The 22162-nt window shown below is 51.1% G+C and carries 22 protein-coding genes; 4 read left to right on the forward strand and 18 right to left on the reverse strand.

The genetic code is table 11. From position 1 onward, the window contains the following. Positions 1–25 precede the first annotated feature (25 nt). Positions 26–1003, forward strand: a complete 978-nt coding sequence (locus GV64_RS11925; RefSeq protein ID WP_033403216.1) for an AraC family transcriptional regulator — start codon at positions 26–28, stop codon at positions 1001–1003. A gap of 40 nt (positions 1004–1043) precedes the next feature. On the opposite strand, the gene GV64_RS24240 is transcribed toward GV64_RS11925, so the two are convergent. Genes GV64_RS24240 through napF form a run of 8 tightly spaced genes read right to left on the reverse strand, consistent with a single transcriptional unit; the run spans position 1044 to position 7441 of the window. Next, the gene (locus tag GV64_RS24240) at positions 1044–1172 is read right to left on the reverse strand and encodes a TIGR02808 family protein (RefSeq protein WP_020583067.1); all 129 of its coding nucleotides are present in this window, start codon (positions 1170–1172) and stop codon (positions 1044–1046) included. A gap of 29 nt (positions 1173–1201) precedes the next feature. Further along, the gene (locus GV64_RS11930) at positions 1202–1813 is read right to left on the reverse strand and encodes a NapC/NirT family cytochrome c (RefSeq protein WP_020583068.1); all 612 of its coding nucleotides are present in this window, start codon (positions 1811–1813) and stop codon (positions 1202–1204) included. 27 nt (positions 1814–1840) lie between these two features. After that, positions 1841–2368 (reverse strand): nitrate reductase cytochrome c-type subunit, encoded by a 528-nt coding sequence (locus GV64_RS11935; RefSeq protein WP_020583069.1) that lies wholly within the window; start codon positions 2366–2368, stop codon positions 1841–1843. Continuing rightward, positions 2368–3258: a quinol dehydrogenase ferredoxin subunit NapH gene (gene napH, locus GV64_RS11940; RefSeq protein ID WP_020583070.1), complete on the reverse strand. Its 891-nt coding sequence runs from the start codon at positions 3256–3258 to the stop codon at positions 2368–2370. Before napH ends, GV64_RS11935 begins: the two co-directional genes overlap by 1 nt. Next, complete coding sequence (gene napG, locus GV64_RS11945) at positions 3255–4025, reverse strand: ferredoxin-type protein NapG (RefSeq protein ID WP_020583071.1); 771 nt, start codon at positions 4023–4025, stop codon at positions 3255–3257. The genes napH and napG overlap by 4 nt, the downstream gene beginning before the upstream one ends. A gap of 23 nt (positions 4026–4048) precedes the next feature. Beyond that, positions 4049–6637: a nitrate reductase catalytic subunit NapA gene (gene napA / locus GV64_RS11950; RefSeq protein WP_020583072.1), complete on the reverse strand. Its 2589-nt coding sequence runs from the start codon at positions 6635–6637 to the stop codon at positions 4049–4051. A gap of 4 nt (positions 6638–6641) precedes the next feature. Next, positions 6642–6893: a chaperone NapD gene (locus GV64_RS11955; protein ID WP_020583073.1), complete on the reverse strand. Its 252-nt coding sequence runs from the start codon at positions 6891–6893 to the stop codon at positions 6642–6644. Then, positions 6890–7441 (reverse strand): ferredoxin-type protein NapF, encoded by a 552-nt coding sequence (gene napF, locus GV64_RS11960; protein WP_020583074.1) that lies wholly within the window; start codon positions 7439–7441, stop codon positions 6890–6892. The genes GV64_RS11955 and napF overlap by 4 nt, the downstream gene beginning before the upstream one ends. A gap of 288 nt (positions 7442–7729) precedes the next feature. Between napF and GV64_RS11965 the strand changes: the two genes are divergently transcribed. Together GV64_RS11965 and narL are read left to right on the forward strand one after the other, a co-directional pair. Next, positions 7730–9598: a histidine kinase gene (locus tag GV64_RS11965; protein ID WP_020583075.1), complete on the forward strand. Its 1869-nt coding sequence runs from the start codon at positions 7730–7732 to the stop codon at positions 9596–9598. Beyond that, a complete protein-coding gene (narL, locus tag GV64_RS11970; RefSeq protein ID WP_020583076.1) occupies positions 9591–10250 on the forward strand; it encodes a two-component system response regulator NarL in 660 nt (219 codons plus the stop codon). Before GV64_RS11965 ends, narL begins: the two co-directional genes overlap by 8 nt. On the opposite strand, the gene GV64_RS23805 is transcribed toward narL, so the two are convergent. Further along, a complete protein-coding gene (locus tag GV64_RS23805; protein ID WP_020583077.1) occupies positions 10245–10871 on the reverse strand; it encodes a TetR family transcriptional regulator in 627 nt (208 codons plus the stop codon). The two genes, narL and GV64_RS23805, sit on opposite strands and share 6 nt — an antisense overlap. A gap of 152 nt (positions 10872–11023) precedes the next feature. Between GV64_RS23805 and GV64_RS11980 the strand changes: the two genes are divergently transcribed. Then, the gene (locus GV64_RS11980; RefSeq protein WP_020583078.1) at positions 11024–12424 is read left to right on the forward strand and encodes an MATE family efflux transporter; all 1401 of its coding nucleotides are present in this window, start codon (positions 11024–11026) and stop codon (positions 12422–12424) included. 40 nt (positions 12425–12464) lie between these two features. Here GV64_RS11980 and GV64_RS11985 read toward each other — a convergent pair whose 3' ends face one another. The 9 genes from GV64_RS11985 to GV64_RS12025 form a co-directional block, all read right to left on the reverse strand. Continuing rightward, positions 12465–13247: an SDR family NAD(P)-dependent oxidoreductase gene (locus GV64_RS11985; RefSeq protein WP_236632948.1), complete on the reverse strand. Its 783-nt coding sequence runs from the start codon at positions 13245–13247 to the stop codon at positions 12465–12467. Between the two features lie 46 nt (positions 13248–13293). After that, complete coding sequence (locus GV64_RS11990; RefSeq protein ID WP_020583080.1) at positions 13294–13992, reverse strand: RraA family protein; 699 nt, start codon at positions 13990–13992, stop codon at positions 13294–13296. Between the two features lie 68 nt (positions 13993–14060). After that, positions 14061–15563 (reverse strand): tripartite tricarboxylate transporter permease, encoded by a 1503-nt coding sequence (locus GV64_RS11995; RefSeq protein WP_020583081.1) that lies wholly within the window; start codon positions 15561–15563, stop codon positions 14061–14063. 11 nt (positions 15564–15574) lie between these two features. After that, the gene (locus GV64_RS12000; RefSeq protein ID WP_020583082.1) at positions 15575–16042 is read right to left on the reverse strand and encodes a tripartite tricarboxylate transporter TctB family protein; all 468 of its coding nucleotides are present in this window, start codon (positions 16040–16042) and stop codon (positions 15575–15577) included. A 107-nt stretch (positions 16043–16149) separates the two neighbouring features. Further along, on the reverse strand, positions 16150–17091 hold the full coding sequence (locus GV64_RS12005; RefSeq protein WP_020583083.1) for a tripartite tricarboxylate transporter substrate binding protein: 942 nt from the start codon (positions 17089–17091) through the stop codon (positions 16150–16152). Between the two features lie 384 nt (positions 17092–17475). Next, positions 17476–18165 carry a DUF1826 domain-containing protein gene (locus GV64_RS12010; RefSeq protein ID WP_020583084.1) on the reverse strand — a complete coding sequence of 230 codons (690 nt, stop codon included), beginning with the start codon at positions 18163–18165 and terminating at the stop codon, positions 17476–17478. A 2-nt stretch (positions 18166–18167) separates the two neighbouring features. After that, the gene (zigA, locus tag GV64_RS12015; RefSeq protein WP_020583085.1) at positions 18168–19370 is read right to left on the reverse strand and encodes a zinc metallochaperone GTPase ZigA; all 1203 of its coding nucleotides are present in this window, start codon (positions 19368–19370) and stop codon (positions 18168–18170) included. A 210-nt stretch (positions 19371–19580) separates the two neighbouring features. After that, complete coding sequence (locus GV64_RS12020; protein ID WP_020583086.1) at positions 19581–20765, reverse strand: DUF819 family protein; 1185 nt, start codon at positions 20763–20765, stop codon at positions 19581–19583. A 16-nt stretch (positions 20766–20781) separates the two neighbouring features. Next, positions 20782–22059 carry an alanine racemase gene (locus tag GV64_RS12025; RefSeq protein ID WP_020583087.1) on the reverse strand — a complete coding sequence of 426 codons (1278 nt, stop codon included), beginning with the start codon at positions 22057–22059 and terminating at the stop codon, positions 20782–20784. Positions 22060–22162: the final 103 nt, after the last annotated feature.

Raw genomic sequence — 22162 nt, forward strand, 5'->3', positions numbered from 1 at the left:
AACCTTGATTATTTGGGACATTGGCATGGTTAATTCGGGACATCCCACAGTTACGCAGCAGTTTACCAAGGCCATTGTGCGGACATTGGAAGACTCTGGCTTGAAGGTTTCTGGCGAGTTGAGCGGCATTATTGAAGAGATCAGCCAGCACGCCCGGGTGCCCATGCCGTTGCAGGATCGTCTCTGGCGCTCTCTGGTTGACGCGTATTCTGAGCCGGACCTAGGGCTGCGTCTTGGGCGTTATGTTCAGCCAGGAAATCTGGATATTGTCGGTTTTCTTCTGCTGAGTTGCGACACGCTGGAAGATGCCCTGGACGCACTGATCACTTACCATCCCATTGTCGGGGAGGGCGGGGAGTTTCTTTCCATGGAAGACGAACTAAGCTGCCGGCTTATTTATTCTCCCTTCCATAATGTCTGTCGAACCACCCGGGTGGAAGCGGTCATGGCCACGTTGATCCAGTTAGCCCGCTATCTTACCGATAATCGATTTGAACCTGCCTATATCTCATTCCAGCATGCGCCATTAATGGACCCTGAGCGTTATGAAGCAATGCTTGGGTGCCCGGTTCGATTCGAGCAACTGGCTGATGCCATGGTCTTTCCACGGTCACAGTATGCACTGCCATTGGTGCAGGCCAATAAATCACTGTATGCCCAGATGCGACAGCTGGCCGATCAGGCGCTGACCGATATGCAGGAGCGGGATTTTCGAACCCGGGTCGTCCGTATTCTTAAAGCACACCCGAACTGGGGAAAAGAAAAAGTGGCCGAGCAGTTCGGTATCAGTGGCCGGCATCTGAATCGTACGCTGTCCCGGGAAGGCATTACCTTCAAACTGTTGTCTGATCAGACCCGGCTTGAAATGGCAAAAGCACTGATGACTGAAGGGGTTTCCGGAAGTGAGCTGGCAGCACGACTGGGTTTTCATGATGAGAGTGCGTTTAACAAAGCGTTCAAACGCTGGACGGGTATAACCCCTGGAGAGTATTGCTGTGTTTGACGATCAGGCTCTTGGATAAGAGCCTGATGTGGACGAAGCGTTACAGTTTTCCTGCCTTATCCATGACAAAACAGAAAACCAATGCCGTGGCGATAAACCCACCGATAAAAATGGCGGGCATGGTGGCATAGCCAAGGAAGTGCCAGATAAAAGACTCCAGTGTGCTCATTGTATTCTCCTTGCTTTCACTGGGGCTGCTTACCAGCCCTCAATACCATGCATATTAGGCAGCTCGTGGGCAATACCCTTATGGCAGTCAATACAGGTCTCACCAGTAGGAAGCATCTTGTCCGTTCCCAGGAAGGCCTTGGTGTGACTCTCCATCGCTCGGGCAGACTGTTCGGAAAAGTCCATGTAGTCGAAGTTGTGACAGTTCCGGCACTCCTGCGAATCATTGGCCTTCATCCGGGCCCATTCACGTTCAGCCATTTCACGACGATGTGCCACAAACTTTTCATGGGTATCAATTTTCCCCGTCATTTTACCCCAGAGTTCTTTGCTGGCCTGAATCTTTCTTACCAGCTTGGGTGTCCACTCCTTGGGTACGTGGCAATCGGAGCAGACAGCTCTGACACCTGACCGGTTATTGTAGTGAATGGTGGCTTTGTACTCTTCAAAGACATTGTCTTCCATTTCATGGCAGCTGATACAGAATTCTTCTGTATTGGTTTTCTCCATGCCGGTATTGAAACCGCCCCAGAAAATAATGCCGGCAACAAAGCCGAAGGCGAGAATCACACCCATGGATATCTTGCCGGCCGGTGTGGTCAGCATCTTCCAGTAGCGTTTCAGAAAAAAGTCCTTACTCATCATGTTCACCTTTACCTACACGCGTCCTTACTTCAGGGAATCAACCGGCTCAAAGTTATTCTTTTGCAGCGGTGCTGTATCCGCCTGTGGCACATGGCACTGAAGACAGAAATAACGGTTAGGGGCCACGTCCGCGCGTTGTTTTCCTTCACGGTCGTAGAAGTGGGTGACGCTGATTCGGGTTGCTCCCCATTTGCTGGCATTCTTCCAGCTGTGGCATTGCAGACAGGTATTGACGTCTTTATTGACGGTGTAACCGCGAATGTCATGAGGAATCAGTGGCGGTTGCTCAATAAAATCACGGTGAAAGGTCGTGTCACTCTCCAGAACCTTTTTCATGGCTTCCGCAGGTGGCTCGACTGAGAGGTCAATCGTTCGCAGTGAATCTATGCCTCCGGTTTCAGCCACGGCAGTCATACTGACCATGGTTGAAACCAGTAATGTCATCACGCCTTTTGATACCGCTTTTACCCAGCGGATATTATTCAATGAGAGTCTATTTCTCAGGGTCATTGGTTGGCTCATGGCAGTGTCTCCGCCTTCCTGGTCAGTCATTATTCAGAGTCCATAACCCGGTTATCTGACCGGGTTGATGCGATGATTTGATGGTTAAAGGATGCCTGGAAGGAAAAGACATTCTTTTCACAGACATCAATACAGCGACCGCAGCGGGTACAGTCACGTTTGTTCAGTACCGGGCTGTCGCCCTTTTTTTCCTTAAGGGCCGCCGGAAGAATGTGTGGTTCGGGGCAGATGGCATAGCAGTCCATGCAGTCATTGCAATGTTTGCGCTCTGTGGCACTGACCTGCAGGGGACTGATGCGTCCAACCAACCCGTAAAATGCACCCAGTGGGCAGAGGTGACCACACCAGCCTCGGGTGCTGATCAGGAAATCAAACAGAAAGACGGCAGCGATCAGATACCAGCCCGCTCCCATGCCAAACAGAAGGCCTCGGATCATTTGGCTGACCGGGTTGAACAGCTCCCATACCATCATTCCAGTCACCAGTGGCAGCACCAGTACCATGGCCAGAATCCAGTAGCGGCTGCTTCTGGACAGCTTATGACTGTTGCGGATTCCCAGCTTCTTCCTGAGCCAGGCGGCCAGGTCTGTGATCGGGTTGATCGGGCAAACCCAGCTGCAGAAACTCCGGCCACCAAGCAAACCATAGAGAAGAATGACAACACCGGCACCAATAAGCCCCCGGGCTACCATTGGGTGACCAGCCAGTAGCCCTTGCAGTACGGCCAGAGGATCACTCATTGGCAGAATGCCCAGGGTCAAACTGGACGACAGGTTTCCGTTGATCAGCAGTGTGTCACCGGTCCATTGCACCAGATATGGGGATGCCAGAAAGAGAATTGGTACCATCAGCTGGCAAAATCGACGGAGCAGAAGAAAGCGCCATTTCTTCCAGTTGCTGCGTGACGTTACGGCACTCATGATCCTTCTCCTGCAGGTCGATGCGCCGGTAATTTCAGGTTGCGGGGAACCAGCTGCGTACCGGTGCGTTCCTCTTCCTTCCAGCCCAGCCGATAGTGGCTCCCCAGTTCTCCCTGTGCCAGTTTGTGAGGCACTACCTTGATGGCCGCTTCATCCAGCACACAGGCCTGTTCGCACTTTCCACAACCGGTGCAGGCATCAGAATGCACGACCGGTTCAAAAATCGCGTGAACATTGGTGCGTGTGTTGCGGCTCAGCTGCAGGGTAATGGCTTCATCAATGCGGGGGCAGACGCGATAGCAGACATCACAGCGAAGTCCCTGCAGGTTCAGGCAGTTCTCACGATCAATAAGAACCGCCAGTCCCATCCGGGCATCGTTAATATCCGTCAGTTCCGGTGACAGCGAACCACTTGGGCAGTTGGTGATACAGGGAATGTCTTCGCACATCAGGCAGGGATTTTCCCTGGCTTCAAAGTACGGCGTACCGGAAGCAACCGGGTCTTCCGGTTGCGCCAGTTTCAGCACATCGTATGGGCAATCTCTGACACAGATACTGCAGCGCAGACAGGACGCCAGAAACTCATCTTCCGGCAATGCGCCGGGTGGGCGCAGAGCCTGAGCTTCCGGGGAGCTGGACTTGCTGCCAACCCAGCTCAGCCCCAAACCCAACAGACTGACAGCACAGGCGGCCTGGGCTGTGCCCGCAATAAAACGACGCCGGCTTACTGTACGACTGTCATGCTGGCTGGGCTTGTTCTTACTCATACGGTTCCTGGCTCAGGGCTGCATCAAACTCTGACGATCTTCGCTGCGGTTTTTTTGAAATCCGTCTCTTTCGAGAGCGGGTCGGTCGCGTCCAGAATCAACTTGTTCACCAGCTGACCGGCATCGAAGAACGGCATGAACACCAGACCTTTGGGTGGCGTATTCCGGCCCCGGGTTTCAACACGGGTACGCACTTCGCCATAGCGGGTCACGATTTTCGCTTCCATACCACGGCGCAGACCGCGTGATTTGGCATCGTCAGGGTGCATGTAAACCACGGCATCGGGGAATGAACGATAAAGCTCAGGTACCCGGCGGGTCATTGAGCCTGAGTGCCAGTGCTCCAGAACACGGCCGGTGGACAGCCAGAGATCGTACTCATCATCCGGTGCTTCATGAGGCGGCTCGTAGGGGAGAGCGAAAAGCCACGCTTTACCGTCAGGCTTGCCGTAGAAACTCACTTCTTCACCGGCTTTCACATACGGGTCATAGCCTTCGCGGTAGCGCCACAGGGTTTCCTTGCCATCAACTACCGGCCAGCGCAGTCCGCGGGACTGGTGATAAAGGTCGAATGGTGCCAGGTCATGGGCCTTGCCACGGCCAAAGGTGGCGTACTCTTCAAACAGGCCTTTCTGAACATAGAAACCAAAATCACGACTTTCGTCGTTCAGGCGGTCGGCAGGAATCTCTTCCAGACTGTATTGATCGGCCTGCCCATTGGCATAGAGGACGTCAAACAGGGTTTTGCCCTTCAGTTCAGGCGCCTTGGCCAGCAGCTCATCGGACCAGACTTCTTCTACCTTGAAGCGCTTGGAAAACTCCATCAGCTGCCAGAGGTCTGATTTAGCGTCGCCCTGGGGTGCAACCTGCTGGTACCAGAACTGGGTCCGGCGCTCGGCATTGCCATAGGCACCTTCTTTCTCTACCCACATGGCGGTTGGCAGAATCAGGTCAGCAGCCTGGGCTGTTACTGTCGGATAAGGGTCGGAAACAACGATAAAGTTTTCAGGGTTGCGATATCCAGGCAGGCTCTCATGATTGATATTGGGCGCTGTCTGCATATTGTTGTTGCACATCACCCAGTAGGCATTGAGCTTGCCATCTTTGAGCATGCGGTTTTGCAGAACCGCGTGGTAACCCACCTGGGCGGGAATGGTGCCTTCAGGGAGTTTCCAGATTTTTTCAGATTTGTCACGATGCTGCTTGTTGGCCACGACCATATCGGCTGGCAGGCGGTGGGCAAAGGTACCCACTTCACGGGCAGTACCACAGGCAGAAGGCTGACCGGTCAGGGAGAAAGGACCACAGCCAGGCTTGGAAATCTTGCCGGTGAGCAGGTGCAGATTGTAGATGATGTTGTTCATCCAGACACCGCGGGTGTGCTGGTTAACGCCCATGGTCCAGAGGGACATTACCTTGACCTTGGGATCGGCATACAGTCTGGCCAGAGCTTCCAGCTGATCTACCGGAACGCCAGATAGCTTCGAGGTTTTTTCGGCAGTGTACTCACTGACAAAGGCCGCGAACTGATCAAAGGTAATCTCTTCCGAGCCACCGTTGCCGGGGTTTTTGGCCTGTTTCTCCAATGGGTGATCTGGACGAAGTCCATAGCCGATATCGGTGACACCGCTGCGGAAACGGGTATGCTTTTTAACGAAGTCTTTATCGACGGCATTGTTCTGGATGATGTAATTGGCAATATAGTTACCAATGGCCAGATCGGTATGAGGCGTAAATACCATGCCAATGTCGGCCAGTTCAAAGGAACGGTGTTTGAACGTCGACAGAACGGATACATTGACCTGGTCACTGGAGAGGCGGCGGTCGGTCAGGCGTGACCAGAGCACCGGGTGCATCTCCGCCATATTGGAGCCCCAGAGCACAAACGCGTCCGCTTTTTCAAAATCGTCATAACAGCCCATCGGCTCATCCATACCAAAGGTACGCATAAAGCCAACGACTGCGGATGCCATGCAGTGACGGGCGTTAGGGTCGATGTGGTTACTGCGGAAACCGGCTTTCATTAATTTGGCCGCAGCATAGCCTTCCCAGACGGTCCACTGGCCGGAACCAAACATGCCGACAGCAGGCATCTCGGGTGTGTTACGGGTTTTGGCAATGGCAGCTTTCCACTTGTCAGCCATGATGTCGAATGCCTGATCCCAGGTGATGGGCGTGAATTCACCCTCTTTATGGAACTGGCCATTTTTCATCCGCAGCAAGGGGGTCTGTAAACGGTCAGAGCCGTACATAATCTTGGACAGGAAGTAACCCTTGATGCAGTTCAGACCACGGTTAACCGGTGCTTCCGGGTCACCCTGGGTGGCGACGACACGCCCATCCTTGCTGCCGACCAGAACAGAACAGCCGGTACCACAGAAACGGCAGGGGGCTTTGTCCCACTTGATTTCTGTTGCTTTACTGCTGGTGATCAGATTGGTGGCCGCTGCTGGTGTACTGACGCCGGCAGCCGCTGCGGTGGCAGCGATAGCACTGCTTTTTATAAAGTCCCTTCGACTTATTTGTGAAAAACATTTTTCTTGGTTATCGACGTTGCTTTCGGATGGCGAAAAATGTTTTTCTTCCGCTATGGGCATTCGTTTCATATCCATCTGTTTACTCCTGATGCGCATAAATCAGTGCAGCAGACAACACTCCCGCCACAGCATTAATTTCGGTCAGCCTGTCAACCATCAGCTTTTCACCGGGTAACTCTTCAACGGTAACCACCAGCTTTCCCTGTGGATCACAGGCGTGAACCTCAACACCTGGCAAGGCTTCCAGTTGCCGGGTGACGTCGGTTAACTGCTCTGGCAGGGCCCGGACAACAACGCCGGAGATGGCGCAGATTTCAGCAGCTTGAGTCATTCACAAATCCTTCTGGCCGATGGCTTTTCTGAAGATGGTTGTTCTGAATTTGAATTCATGGAAATGGCGGTTATCGGACACAGGGAGACACACTCGCCACAGCCGGTACACTGGTCGGTATTGATGCTGGGAATGGCCACACCGCCAGTTTTAATCGTGAAACTGATGGCTCTGGCCTCGCAGGTTTCCTGACAGGTTCGGCAGTGCACCCGGTTCAGTGCCAGGCATTGTGAATTGATCGTGGCCAGAATATTCCAGGGGACGTCTTCGGTTTCTTGAATAACGTGCTGTTGAATGACATCGTGCTGGCAGGCATCACTGCAGGAGCCGCAGAAAGAGCAACCGGCTTGTGAAAAGTCTGCTTCTGGAAAGCCACCGCTGCCTTTTTTAAGAAGGCCTGTTTCACAAACGGCAATACAGTCATCACAACGACGGCACTGGTCGATAAACTCATCTTCCGGCGGCGTCCAGGGAGGACGGAAAGTGGTGCCTTCCTGCCGGTTGCCGGTTAAGAAACGACGTCGTGAAATCAGGTTGCCTGCCCCCATGTTGATCGGTATCTTTTGTTCTGAATTAAACGTTAACTGTTGCTTTCAAGTGGATGATAATCCCTTGAGTAAAAGGGTAAAGACGGTGTAAACCGGGGGGGCAGGAGAGGGGTATTAAGGTTGTACCTCTAAAGAGGTATAAGCTTGGTGGTTCTTCTCAGGTTATGATTCTCGAAATCAGAAAAATAGCGTTAAAAAACAAGGGGGTCTCTTAATTCAGGCTTCATTTGAGTGCAGGCCTTGCTGCATATGGGGCTATTATGGGACAAGTCAGAAAATAAGAGGTATATGCCTTCAACTGCAGGGGATGTTGATCTGGATCAATTAGTCTTTGGCTCTGACCAGGAGCAGAAAAAAAGTCGTATCGGCTCTCTGAGGCAGAAAGCACTTCTGGTGATATCAGGCATCTGTCTTCTTGCTCTGGTCAGTGTGGGTAGCTCTTTATGGTTTGCCCTGGTGACGGAGAGTGATGCGGCGGCGATCAATATCTCAGGTTCATTGCGCATGCAGTCCTGGCGACTGGCTGAACATGTCCTGATTCCTGAACTGACCAGTCCGGACACGCTGAACCGGTTACTGGATATCTATGACAACAGCATCAACAGCGAACCTCTGAGAAAATTACTGGATGACCGGAGCGATCTGGGTGAGGCCTATCGGTTGGTGGCCAGCCAATGGTTCTCAGAGATGAAACCACTGCTGGCTGACCCTCAGGGCTACGAAGCCTTTGTTCATCAGGTGCCGGAGTTTGTTGATCATATTGATCGTATGGTGAACTCACTGCAGCTGCATACCGAGCAGAAACTCCAGCAACTGTTTTTAACGGCGTTGTTTGTGCTGGCAGGTATTCTCACCATGGCATTGATGACCATCCGGTTTATTAATCGCCATCTTCTAAAGCCAATGGATGACCTGGGCAATGCCGCAGGTCTTATTCGAAATGGTCAGTTCAGTGAACTTGGTCTGAATTATCAGTCCAGTAATGAAATAGGAAACCTGACCCGGACCTTCCGTGTAATGGCCCTGGAACTCGGAAACCTGTATGGCCGATTGGAAGAAAAAGTAGAAGAGCAGACATACGCACTCGCCCAGTCCAATCATGCCCTTGAGCTGTTGTACAAAGCGTCCAGAAATCTGGCAACCAATCCATACGATGAGCATCTGGTGGCTTCTCTGGTCAGAGAATGGCAGGAGTTACTCAGGCTGGAGGATTGTTATCTGTGCCTTTCTGATACTGAAGACAGTAACCGTTTGCAGAGAATTGCCAGTGATCGCGAAAGGACCTGTGCCGGAGAGCATTGTGCGGACTGTCTGAATAAAACGATGGCAGGGGCATTGGATGAACCAAAATCATGGCAGTTTGTTCTGTTGTCCAGGCAGCACCGTTTTGGTTTTTTGAAAGTAACCGCTGGTTCATCCATTGAGCTGTCTGAAGAGAGTCAGCAGTGGCTGCAGACCTTTGCCGATATTATCGCGACCTCCATTGACCAGAACCGCTCCAGAATCCATGAGCGACGGATGTTGTTGATGGAGGAAAGGGCGGTGATCGCCAGAGAGCTCCATGATTCTCTGGCCCAGGCACTGTCTTATCAGAAAATTCAGGTACTGCGCCTCAGGCGGCAACTGGAAAAGTCGGAAGCCCTCCCATCGGTTGTACCGATCCTTGATGAATTAAGGGAAGGCACGAACAATGCCTATGCCCAGTTAAGGGAGTTGTTAAGAACCTTCAGGCTGACCCTGTCTGAGGGAGGCCTTGAACAGGCCCTGCAAAAGACGCTGGAAGAGTTCTCTCAGCGCTCACCGGACATTCATTTCCTGCTGGATTATCAACTGCGCTTTTCCAGCATCGGTGCCCATGACCAGATTCATGCCCTGCAGATTGTGCGGGAAGCGCTGATGAACGTGGTAAAACATGCGAAAGCCAGTGAGGCCCGGGTCAGCTGTTTTATAACCGGTGGTGGGTTACTGGGCATTACCGTCACTGACGACGGTTGTGGTATTGAGGCCAAACCCTCAGCACACGGTCATTATGGCACAACCATTATGCGTGAACGCGCGGCCAGTATGGGTGGAACACTGGATACCAGGAGGTTATCGTCCGGGGGGACGGAAGTGTATCTGGAGTTCGGGCGATCTGAAGAGAGAACTTATGAGTGAGCAAACCATCGATATTCTTCTGATTGATGACCACCCTTTATTACGAAAGGGCCTGGCCCAGTTGATCAATGAAGAAGAGGGATTACATGTGATTGCTGAGGCTGGCAGTGGGGAAGCCGGGCTGGAAGCTGCGATCAAACTGGAGCCAGACTTGATCCTGCTGGATCTGAATATGAAAGGTATGGATGGTCTGGAGACACTCAAGTCGATGAGAGCCGCTGACGTGGACAGTAAAGTGATCGTTCTGACGGTTTCCGAGCATCGAGAGGATGTTGCCGCGATGTTCCGGGCCGGAGCCGATGGCTATCTGTTGAAAGATATGGAGCCGGAGGATTTACTGCTTCGAATTGGTGACGCTGCTCGTGGCAAACTGGTAGTGGATGACAGACTGACAGAAGTATTAGCGTCGTTGCTCAGGCCGGAACAGGAGCAGGAAGACCGGCTGGAGCTGCTTACGTCCAAGGAAAGGGAAGTTCTTCATCTGATCGCTGAAGGTCTGGCCAATAAAATGATTGGGCGGAAACTGTCGATCAGTGAGGGAACGGTCAAAGTGCATGTAAAACGGCTGTTGAAAAAGCTGGGTGTCCGCTCCCGGGTTGAAGCGGCGGTGTGGGTGTTAAAAAACAATACGGTAACGGATGTTGATTTATAAGCCAGAGGCTGGAGTTGTTGCTGAGTACTTTGTGTTCGACATGCCCAGTGTCAGCTGAATATCATTGATCACCAGCTCATCGATGCTCTGAAGGTTGAGACTGCTATCACCCAGGTAGGAATAACTGGACAGTGTGAAGCTGGTAGCCAGTAACTTCCATGCACACTGTCGACTATCCAGTACGGGGTGAAACAAGCCGGTTGCTTTACCCTCGTTAATCACACCTTCAACCAGGTCAGTCAGGCTGACCATGGACTCACAGTAGACGGTTTTCAACTTTTCATTGCGCCACATTTCATCAGCGGCACTGAGCCACACCCGGTTTTCAAACTCCCGGTCAGGGAAGTTTGATGGCAACAACATCTCTAGCAGGGCTTCGTAGGGGGGTAATCCCTTAATCGCCTCCAGGTCGCAGTCAACGGAAGATGATACCGCATAACGGATTACCTCCGTTTTCAACTCATCCAGAGACGAAAAATGATGGTGTATGGTGCCCGTAGCGGCCCCCATTTCTGCGGCTACCTTGCGCGCGGTTATGCCGGCAAAGCCAAAGGAAACCACCAGGGAAAGGGTGGCTTCCAGAATGGCTTTGCGCTTTTCATCTTTTGGCAGGTAACTCATTAACCGCATCTGTCCGATATAAGTACTGGTTGACTTAGCATAAAAACAAATTGAACATATGTCCAATTTGAACGTTTGTTCATATTAATCAATCAAAGGAATAAAATATTGCTGGCAAAGGGGGGACCTACTGCCGCAATAAGGAAACGCTTATGTCAGTTCACACTACTGATGACAAGATGACCTCCGGCAGTACCACGGTGGATTTCTTCCGCTTTGTTGTACCATCCATACTGGGTCTGGTGGCACTGTCTTCAGCGGGTATTGTCGATGGTATCTTTGTCGGTAATTACGTGGGGGCAACCGCCCTGGCTGCGGTTAACCTGGTGGTACCACTCTACTCGGTGTTCTTTGGCCTCTGTGTCATGATGCTGGTCGGTGGTGCTGTGGTTGCCGGTAAAGCCCTGGGTGCCGGAGATACACGCAAGGCGTCCAACATTTTTACCAAATCCCTGACGGTGATTGTGATTTTCGCACTCATCGTAGCCAGCCTGGCATTCTTGTTTGCCGGTAATATTGCAGCTTTTGTCGGAGCAGAAGGTGAAGCACTGCCCTTGACCACGGAATATATCCGTATCATCTCTCCCTTTATGTTCTTCATGGGATTGGCCTATACCTTATCGTATTTTTCCCGGGTGGATGATGCACCCAACTATGCGTTAGCTGGGCTGGTACTGACCGCGTTAACGAATATTGCACTGGATGCGTTGTTTATCAAAGTGTGGGGCTGGGGTGTCAGTGGTGCCGCATTTGCCAGTGGTATCGCTTATACGGTGGGTACGGCGTTCCTGGTTATACGCTTCTTTGGCAAACAGGCCCGAATCCGGTTGATTAAACCCTATGGTTCCTGGTTTGAACTGTTCCGGGCCGCCTACAACGGTTTTTCCGAGTTCATTAATGAGATGTCCGGTGGACTGGTCATGTTCGTTATTAACTGGATTCTGATGATCGAAGCAGGCACTACCGGCGTTGCAGCCTTTACCATTGTCAACTATATCCTGTGGCTCAGTATCATGGTGGCATACGGTACTGCAGAAGCCTTGGGGCCGCTTGTCAGTGTCAACTTTGGAGCCAGAAAGCCGGAGCGTATAGCCAGCTTTATGAAACTGGGTGTTGGTCTTGCCATTATGGTCGGTATTACCTTTGCGACGGTTCTGCTGGTGTATCCTGAGGAGCTGGCCAGTGTCTTTATCCGGAGTGACGAAGTTGCCACACTGGCTCTGACTATGTCGATTATTGCTGTGATCTGGCCTGCATTTCTGTTTAATGGTATCAATATTACCCTGTCAGGCTATTTTACCGGTATGCATGCGGCTACCCAGTCGGCACTGATTGCAATGAGTCGCTCTCTGGTTCTGCCACTGGTATTGATCATTCTGTTCTGGAAAACCCTGGGGCTTGAAGGGGCGTTTCTTGCTCTGCCAGTGGCAGAAATACTGACATTTGCTCTCAGTGTTACCCTGTTTTACCGGGCAACACCGAAAATGATGGTGAGTAAGGATGTAGCGGCAGGGAATAATGAAATAGACAGTCTGGGCGGTGTTCACAATTAGAGTTGTGAACACCTTATGGTGACCGTCCGACTCAAAGCCTTCAGGGGGCTAATTGCCCGCCATTTACATCCAGAATCTGGCCGGTGATATAACCACTGCAGGCATGAGAGGCAAAGAAGGCGTAGGAGGGGGCAACCTCTTCAATGCGTCCGAAACGACCCATGGCTATGGATCCGGCAATCTTTTCTTTCAGTTCATCACTTTTGCCATCATGAAAGGCGGTGTTGATGGTGCCCGGTGAGACAATATTGAAGCGGATATGGTCTTTGGTGAATTCCTTGACCCAGTTACGATGAATGTCGTGTAACCACGCTTTGGAGGCAGCATAAATACCGGCACCCACACCACCGCCTTCTCTTCCTGCGATGGAGCCTGTGCTGATCACACAGGTGGTTTCCCCTGACTCAACCGCCGATTGACGCAGGTGCGGTATGGCGTATTTGGTGACCATCAGAACCGAGCGGGCATTCAGGTCCATCACCCGGTCGTAAAAGTCATCGGTAATGTCTTCCAGGTTATTGCGGCCACCAAGGCCACCGGCGTTGTTAATAAGAATGTCCAGCCCGCCGTAATGGGCGACAAATTCCCCAATCAGCTTTTCACATTCCGGCGTCTGGGTCAGATTAGCCTGAATAAAAATGGTCTCGCCACCCAGGCTATTCAGCTCTTCAACAAGGGCGTCAATCTGTTGATCTTTCCGGGAGCCGTTGATGGCGACTTTTGCACCGCACCTGGCAAAGGTTCTGGCAACCGCCAGCCCAATGCCCGCGGTTGAGCCAGTAACCAATACCCGTTTATCTTTTAAATCGTTGAACATCATCATTCACAGTCAGTAACGTGTTGAATAAGTGGTACAGCATGCTGGTGGGTTACATCACACCAAACGTTGTGTAAGCCTCAACCGTGGACATGCCTTCTTTCAGCGCATTCAGCACACGCTTTTCAGCACGGGCTTTTTCAAAGGCGCCCATAAAGACTTTTTCTTCGATCGCTTTGGGAATAATCACGGTGCCGTCAATATCGGCAAAGACGATATCGCCCGGGTTGACGCGAACGGCACCAAATAGAATGGGAACACCGTAATCCATGACTTTACCTCGGACTTTCTGATCCTGGGCGTAGCTGCCCATGGAGGCGATGGGGAAGCCCAGTGCGTTGATTTCCCTGATATCACGGCAGTAGCCGTTGACCACGGCACCGGCTGCCTGAAGGTATTTGGCCCGGGTGCTCATCAACCCCCCCCAGAGCGCATAGGTTGGCGATGAGCCGGAGCAGATGTACACCTCATTCTTTTTGAGTGAGTCCAGCGCTTCGAACATCAAGCCAAAATCTTTGGCGGTTACCGGATTGTTGACTGATGAATCGGCTGGCACCTGCACCACATCCGTTTCCAGAACGGTCATGGCTCGGCCAATAATGATGTGCTTCTCGTTCTGTACTTTGATTTCGGGGGGTAAAAACTGTGTCGTGTACCCCAGGTCGTCCATGATGTCGCCAACCAGTGCGGTAAACAGTTCGGTCCGCGCCATCTGGAACAGCTGGTCATCGTCTTGCCAATAAGCGTGCATGGTGCATTGCCTGTCAGTGAATAGAAATCAATGGAGAAGCCTGCACCGGTTGGGTGCAGGCTGTTGTATCAGACGGCCAGCTGAGGGCTGGTGTTGGATTGAATCCTGCGCTTAATCCGCCAGGTGCTGTACAACGATAGGGCTGAAAGCAGTACGAAGATCAGGACAATGGGGCGGTCATAGAGGAAGCTCCAGGATCCTTCGTACATCATCAGGGATTTTCTCAGGTTGGTTTCTGCCATGGGCCCAAGAATGACAGCCAGTACAATGGGCGACAGAGGTATTTCAATTTTGGTCAGCAGATAACCCAGTAAGCCAAAGGTGAGGGCCACGGCCACATCGAACATGCTGTTGTTCATGGAGTAGGCACCAACCACGGAGAGCAGGGCGATCATCGGGATGATCAGTGCCTTTGGAATCTCCACGATCCGACAGAAAATTTTAATCCCGGCCAGGCCGACAATCAGCATCAGGATGTTGGCAACCAGCATGGAGCTGAACAGACCGTAGACAATATCCGGGCTGTTCTGGAACAGCATGGGGCCAGGCGCGATGCCCTGGATGGTTAATGCGCCGAGCAGAATCGCGGCGACGGCATCACCGGGTACGCCAAGCGTGAGCAGGGGCACCAGTGCGCCGCCGGTAACGCCGTTGTTGCCGGACTCGGCAGCCGCGATACCTTCCAGGGCACCTTTACCGAAGTTTTCCGGATTCTTGCTGCTGCGACGGGCTTCGTTATAGCAGACAAAGGCCGCAATATCGGCGCCAGCACCGGGGACTGCTCCAATACAGGTACCCATCAGGCTGCTTTTCAGCGCAGAAGGGAAGAATTTTCGAAACTCTGGATAGCTGAACAGCTTATGGCTGAAGGTCAGTGCTTTTTGACTCGCTTCTTTAACGATCTGCTCGGACTGGAGCAGACACTCTGAAATCGCGAAGAGACCAATCAGCACCGGAATAATCGATAGGCCATTGTAGAGTTCCATGATGCCGAAGGTATAACGTGGCGTACTGGTGATAGGGTCCAGACCAATGCAGGCGATGGCCAGACCAATGAAACCACTGATCAGACCTTTGACCAGACTTTTCGATGAGATGCTGCCGATAATGGTCAGACCGAATACGGCCAGCATAAAGTATTCCGGGGCACTGAATTTCAGGGCAAATCCCGCCAGCATCGGGGAAAGCGTGATCAACATGATGGTACTGATCAAGCCTCCCATAAATGAACAGACGACCGAGATACTTAATGCTTTGGCGGCATGCCCTTGTTGCACCAGTTGGTGCCCATCCAGAACGGTCGCAGCGGATGCCGGTGTGCCCGGCGTCCGCAGCAGGATTGCCGGAATGGAACCGCCATAAATTGCTCCGACGTAGACGCCGATCAACATGGCCAGCGAGGCATTAGGACCCATGCCGAAGGTGAAGGGCAGCATAATGGCAACGCCCATGGTGGCCGTCAGCCCAGGGAGTGAGCCGATAATGATGCCGCCCGTGACACCGGCCAGCAACAGCAGGAAAATGCTGGGCTGTAACGTGCTCTGTAATCCCTGAAGTAAAAGTTCAAACATAAATCACGTCCCTATTGAAACAGCAGGCCTGATGGCAGAAATACGAGAAAGATGTCAGCAAACACAACGTTCAGACCATAGGAAAAAATCGGGGCAGCCAGATACCAGAGCCAGTTTCTGACCCCTAACATAAAGAGAATGAGCGCAAAGCAGAGGATGGTGGCTGCCAGGTAGCCAATCAGGTACATGGCAACGGCGTATCCGGCCAGAATGGAAAACATCCATACGGGGCGCCACGGAAATGATTTGCTGGCTTTCCGACTGAACAGTTTGTTCTGCTTAAGATCAAATACAACCTGAGTCGCAATTAACACAATCAGCGCAGCAGAAATCAATGACGGGTAAAAGCCAGGCCCCAGCGTATGGTTACCAATGGAGGGTACCGGAAATGTCGTTGCCAGGTAAAAGAAAGACAATGCAAAAATAAAAAGAAAAGAGTACAGCACAATGGTCAGCTGTGGACCTTTGAACTTTTCCATAGCGGATTCATCTTAAACAAATAAAGGGGGAGGGAACTGCCTGTTTAAATCGCTGGAAATAATGGATTCATTTGGCCAGCTATTTGATTTAAACAGGCGTTCAGTGTTTACATTTTTTCAATGATGGTATTCAGGGATTGAGTATCTTCAGCAATAAACTGAGTGAATGACTCGGAAGATTTGTCTTCAATAAAGAAGTTCCCTTTTTCCATAAAGCTGACAAAGCCTTCTTCTTTCACCGCTTTGGCAAATGCGTCTTCCAGTTTATCAACAATGGCGTCTGGTGTTCTGGAAGGAACGGCGATACCGCGCCAGGTTCCGGAAACCACATCGTAACCCAGTTCTTTCATGGTGGGGACATCAGGCATGGACGACAGACGATTCTCTGCCAGCACTGCCAGTGGCTTCAGCTGGCCTGAGTCCAACTGAGCTTTGACTTCACCCGGTCCGGTAATGGTGAACGCAACGTGACCACCCATAACCGCGGTAGTGGCTTCGGATGCGCCATTAAATGGAATCTGGTTAAAGGTCACATTCTGATTCTGTTCAATAGCCAGAATATAGAAGTTGGGTTTTGCGGTAGAGGCAAATTGAATGCGGCCTGGATTCTTTTTGGCCTCGTCAATGATTTCAGCCATGGTTGTGTACTGGCTGTCTGCACGAACCGTCACAATCGCAGGATCAAGGTTGACCAGCCTGACCATTTTGAAGTCTTCGCTGTCAGCCTGCATTAATCCCATTTTTGGTAAGGAGGCCAGCTCTCTGGTGACCATGGTAATGGTGTAGCCATCGGGTCTGGAATTAGCCCCAGCGGTCATGCCAACGCCGCCAGCGCCACCGGTTCTGTTCATGATGGCAATGGGTTGCCCAAGGTGTGGTTCTGCGTATTTTGCCAGTGCCCTGGCCACCGCATCAGTACCACCACCGGCACCAAAGGGAACAATTAAACGAACGTTTCTGGCTGGATAATTATCAGCAGACGCAAAAGCAAATGCAGAGCTCAGGCTGAGAAGGGCAATGCCAACAGCCGCTTTAAATTTCATTTTCATGGAGAAAACCCGGTTGTTTACCGGCGTGAGTATATGAAGTGATCTGTTAGGATTTATTGATATGTGTCATCTGTAAATGTTGTACGCATTAAATTGATGTGCCATTTTTTATGAAAATGAAAGTCTTTTTATTTTCATAAAACGTTTTCTTTCATTTGAAGTTCTGGGTAAAAAAGGATCAGTATAAAATATGCTCAATTTATCCGGAAAAACGTTTTAACTGGCTTTTTAACGATGGGTGTCGATTTAAAGGTTAGTTGCAGGATATTTTTTTCAATTAAAACGGTTTCTATATCGTTATTCGTTGTCGTTAATTCTATTTTTGGTTTTTAACGGGCTATCAAGCTCCGATGACTCGGAGCTTTTATTTTGATTAAATGTTCATCAATGAATGAAATCCAACGTTAATAGCAGGCGCTTATCGGCACCGGGTAATACCGGAGAGCGATGAACCAAACCTGCATTCTCATTCCCCTGCCAAAGCGTCCCTTTCAACAGGGCTACATCACCACAGTTAAGTTGCTTGATGGCCTGTTTATGCTGATACAAGCCTGACTGGTCATCCGTTTGGCCATGGCTTCCCCGGCCCAGCTTTGTGTGATCCACCGTTTCATGGGGTAACCATTCCGTTGCGACACCTTGATAGGTCGTCACGAGGCGACAGGGGACTCGATCCACATGAAATTTCGGGCACATTGCCTGATCCAGTACTTGCATGCGCAGTCCAACCCGCACCAGACCAAATAAACAGCAAAACATGTCGACCAGCAGAGCGATATCGTCACTCAACTCCGCCATTTCGGCAGTCTGAAAAGCCTCATTAACGCCTGAAAGTACATTGTCCTGGGTGACCACCATTTGGGTTTCAAGGGTGGCGTTTGAAGCCAGGTAACTTTTCACCGCATCTTGCAGGGGGGGCGACAGTTTACGTTGCCAGATCGCTATATTGGTGTCGTCTTTATAAATGTCGCTCAGAACGGCTGGCTGCTGGCCTTGTACTGAACGCCGAAAGGCTGCTGACTCTGAAGCCAGAGAGTCAGGAAAAATGGTGTGTGTGGGGTTGGTAGACATCATTCCTACTGGCTCCATGCGGGGAAAGGGTCGTTTAACGTTGCCCAGTGGGCTCTGCCTTTCAGAACATCTTCTTCACTTAACAGGCAGTGGTTTAGTGCCTGGGTGATACCGTCTTGATCCAGGCCCTGGCCGATAAAAACGAGCTCCTGGCGCATATCACCAAAAGGCTCAACCCAGTGTTCTTGAATGCTGGAGAGGTAGTCTTCATCATCAGGCCAGTTTTCCCTGGGAATGGCTTTCCAGAACATTCCCGCAAAACCATAACGAGCTACGCCGCCAGCCTGACTCCATTGCCCGGCAAATTCAGGACGTGAGGCCAGCCAGAAATACCCTTTTGAGCGCAGCAGCTTGCCGAAATTTTCTGTGCGGTGGAGAAATTGATAAAACTTTTCCGGGTGAAAGGGGCGGCGTGCTTCATAAGCGAAGCTAGTGATCCCGTATTCTTCCGTTTCGGGAACATGCTCACCACGCATTTCCTTGAGCCAGCCTGGTGCCTGCTGTGCTCGATCGAAATCAAACAACCCGGTGTTAAGGACCGCGTCCAGATCCACTTGTCCCTGGGTTATTGGGATAATTCGGGCGTGGGTATTGAGGGTCTTGAGAATGGCGGTGAGGCGTTCGAGATCGGTGTTCTGAGCTAAATCGGTTTTACTGATTAGAATGACATCCGCAAACTCCACCTGATCAATGAGTAAATCCGCAACGCTGCGTTCGTCTTCCTCACCAAGAGATTCCCCTGTTTCCTGCAAATACTCGGCTTGCTCGTAATCCTTCAGGAAATTGACAGCGTCCACCACGGTTACCATCGTATCCAGACTGGCAAAGTCCGACAGGGAAATACCGCTTTCATCCGTAAAGGTGAAGGTTTCTGCCACAGGCAGCGGTTCCGAAATGCCGGTGGATTCAATCAGTAGATAATCATAGCGTCCTTCCCGGGCAAGCTTATTGACCTCCTCCAGCAGGTCTTCGCGCAAGGTGCAGCAAATGCAGCCATTGCTCATCTCTACCAGCTTTTCCTCACTGTGATTGAACGAGATTTCATTTTGAACAATTGCGGAATCAATGTTGATTTCACTCATGTCGTTAACAATCACAGCCACTTTCTTACCTTGCCGGTTATTCAGAATGTGGCTGAGTACTGTGGTTTTTCCTGCGCCAAGAAAACCTGAAAGCACAGTAACCGGGAGTTTATGGGCTTCGAACATCGTCATTTCCACTCAGACCTGGGTTTTTATAGTCAGGAAGATAATGTTTAAATTATGTTATAACATAACATTAAAGTTGTCGAAGTCAGACCATTTCAAAACGTCCGTGAGGAGTTGATTCGTTATGAAGGAGGTTGGTGTTGTTGTCTGGCGGGGAGCATCAAAGATCTGTTATTCCCCCAGCGCAGGCTGGGGGATAGTCGCTTTTGTTTAGACGCCAAGCAGGTAACGAGTTCCGTATGCAACCGCTACCCCCAGATAATTCCCCAGCGCATAACCGATAATGGCGGCGGCAAATCCAGGCAGCAGAATTTCACGATTTTTCAGTGCTCCGGCAATCACCGGGATAAAGGGCACGGACATAATCGCTGCAGAAGAGGTGATCAGGAAGGTGTCCGTATCGATTTTCATCAACTTGCAGGCAATTGCCTGAACAAACAGGGAGCCCAGCAGGATAAAACCGATATAAGCAAACAGATCCAGATTGAGATTGGTCAAAATGCTGGTGTCGGTCATGGTACCCATGGTGAAACAGAAAACCAGAATCAGATACATGCCCAGCTGAAAACTATTCGCCAGCTTACGGATATAGGGAATAAAGGAGGCTGCCAGCCCCAGACTGGTGATGGAAATGATGGTAACCACCGACGACATGGACTTGGGAAACAGTGATGACAAGCCCAGTGCGAGCCCAACCACCAGTCCGGAAAAGAGCAACGATTGAAGTGTCTGAGGCAGGGTTTTCAGGCTGGCCAGTGCTTTATAGCTGTTTGCGCTTTCGTCGGCCATATGAGCAAATTTATCCTGATCTACAGAATCATTGGCATTCGCGTCCGACTGAAATGGGCGGAGAAACAAGCCAAACAGTGGTTTGGCCAGGGTCATGACAAACATCAGGTATAACGCCGAGAGCAGAATGTCGTAGGTGGTCATGGTGATGAAGATGTCCTGATCGGCTTCAATGGCCGTTTTGACCGCTGCGATATTTGGGCCACCGCCGGTATAGGCTCCGACCGACATCCCGGCAATCTGCCAGATATCCTGCAGTTGATCATTAAACAGAACAGCACCGATGGCGCTGATCACCATCACGCTCAACAGGGCGACGACCATACTTTTCATGGTATCACCGGCCATGTTCAGTGAATGTTTTACGTCAATAGAGAACAACAGCAGGGGGAGAGCGAGGGCAATGGAGATTTCGCTCAGGTTCATTTGAATGGCCGACAACTGTTCCTCACCGAACAGGGCTGGCAGGTCGAAACCGGCACTCAGGGCGATGCCCAGACCAAACGACAATACCACAACACCGATTTTATCCAGCAGCCTGAGGTTCTGGCACAGGATAATCAGTACGGCGGGCACCAGCAGATAAGCCAGGGCAGTAAATAACATGGACACAATAAACTCCTTATCCTTCAGCGGCTGATGCTGACAGATCCTTTGAAAACGGGGATGTGGTTTTGGCTAACGGTGAGCCGGGTTCCGGGTATTGAAATACCGGCCAGTAGGTTTCTATATTTCCGTTATTCATCAACGCAATATTCCCAAACTGCAGAAAGACGGCTTCGCTCTGGCTGGGCCGGAAAAACATAAAGTCATCCCTTTGAATAGGGTGGTCTTTGTCGATTTCGTACAGCTCCTGGTTGCTAGAGTGGCCAAGTAATCCCGAACGTTTGCTGCCAGTGGGGTAGCAGGGGGAAGCAAGCCAGTTACCCCCGTAGATAAATGCAGCTCGCTGTGGAGAAAGGCCTACCATTCTCAGTAGCGCTGAGATTCCTGAGGCCATGGGCAGGTCTGGTTTCTGGACATCTTTTATAACCGGGGTGGCAATAAACGCAGCAGGGGAGTGATGGTCCAGAGTGAAAACGTCAAAATCAGTGGGCTTCACCAGGGCGGAAGCGGTGGCAATTTCATTGATCAGGCTACTGTCCTGGTAGAGTGGGTAGGTGGTGCTTCCTCCCGCATTGAGACAAAGATGTTCTAATGTCTGGTCACCCAATATCTTGCGTACTTGTTCAGTAAATTCCCGGTAGCTTTCCATAGCTAGTCGAAATGCCTTCTCCGGACCGCCGATCAGGTTGGGAATCTTGGTGATGTGGGCTTCATAGCCCATCAATCCAGACAGTGACAGATGATCACTGTCTCTCAAGAGTTTGAGTGCCTGCTGGAATTCGGCAAGATCAGAAAAGCCACCCCGGTTGAGACCAATATTGATCTCCAGGTTAATTTGCAGCTGCAGGTTATTGTTCTGAGCAAAATCATGATACTCCTGCAAACGTGCCAGAGAATCGACCAGCCACTGAAGCTGGGATTCCGGCCGGAACTCGCCGGGGTGTTGCCGCTGCCAGTCATAGAAGTACCTGACGGCACTGACCGGCATGGGTTTGCCCAGTAAAACATCCGATTCTGGAATGTGTTCGATCAGGTGTATTAGGAAAGGAACGTGGAAACTCATCAAGCGCCGGGTTCCCGTGCGCTCCATGATATAGCGCAGCAACGGAATAGACGGCAGTGACTTGGCAACAATCCGGTACTGGAAACCCCGGTTGATTACCTCCCTTAGCTGGTCAATGTTGTGATCCAGCCGTTGCTTATCGATCACCAGCACAGGGCTGCAGAGGCCGGCCTTTTTCAGGCTCAGGCCCATGTCCTCATAGTAGCGATCATTTGTGTCGTTATGATTCATGGCCAGTATTGAAGTTTCTTATTCTTATAGTTGACGTACTGGTTCCAGGGAACTCTGATATGCCGCAAAAATATAGAGATGCTTTTCACCACAAAGACACCAA

The sequence above is a fragment of the Endozoicomonas elysicola genome, assembly GCF_000710775.1.
In the GTDB taxonomy this organism is placed as follows: Bacteria; Pseudomonadota; Gammaproteobacteria; order Pseudomonadales; family Endozoicomonadaceae; genus Endozoicomonas; species Endozoicomonas elysicola.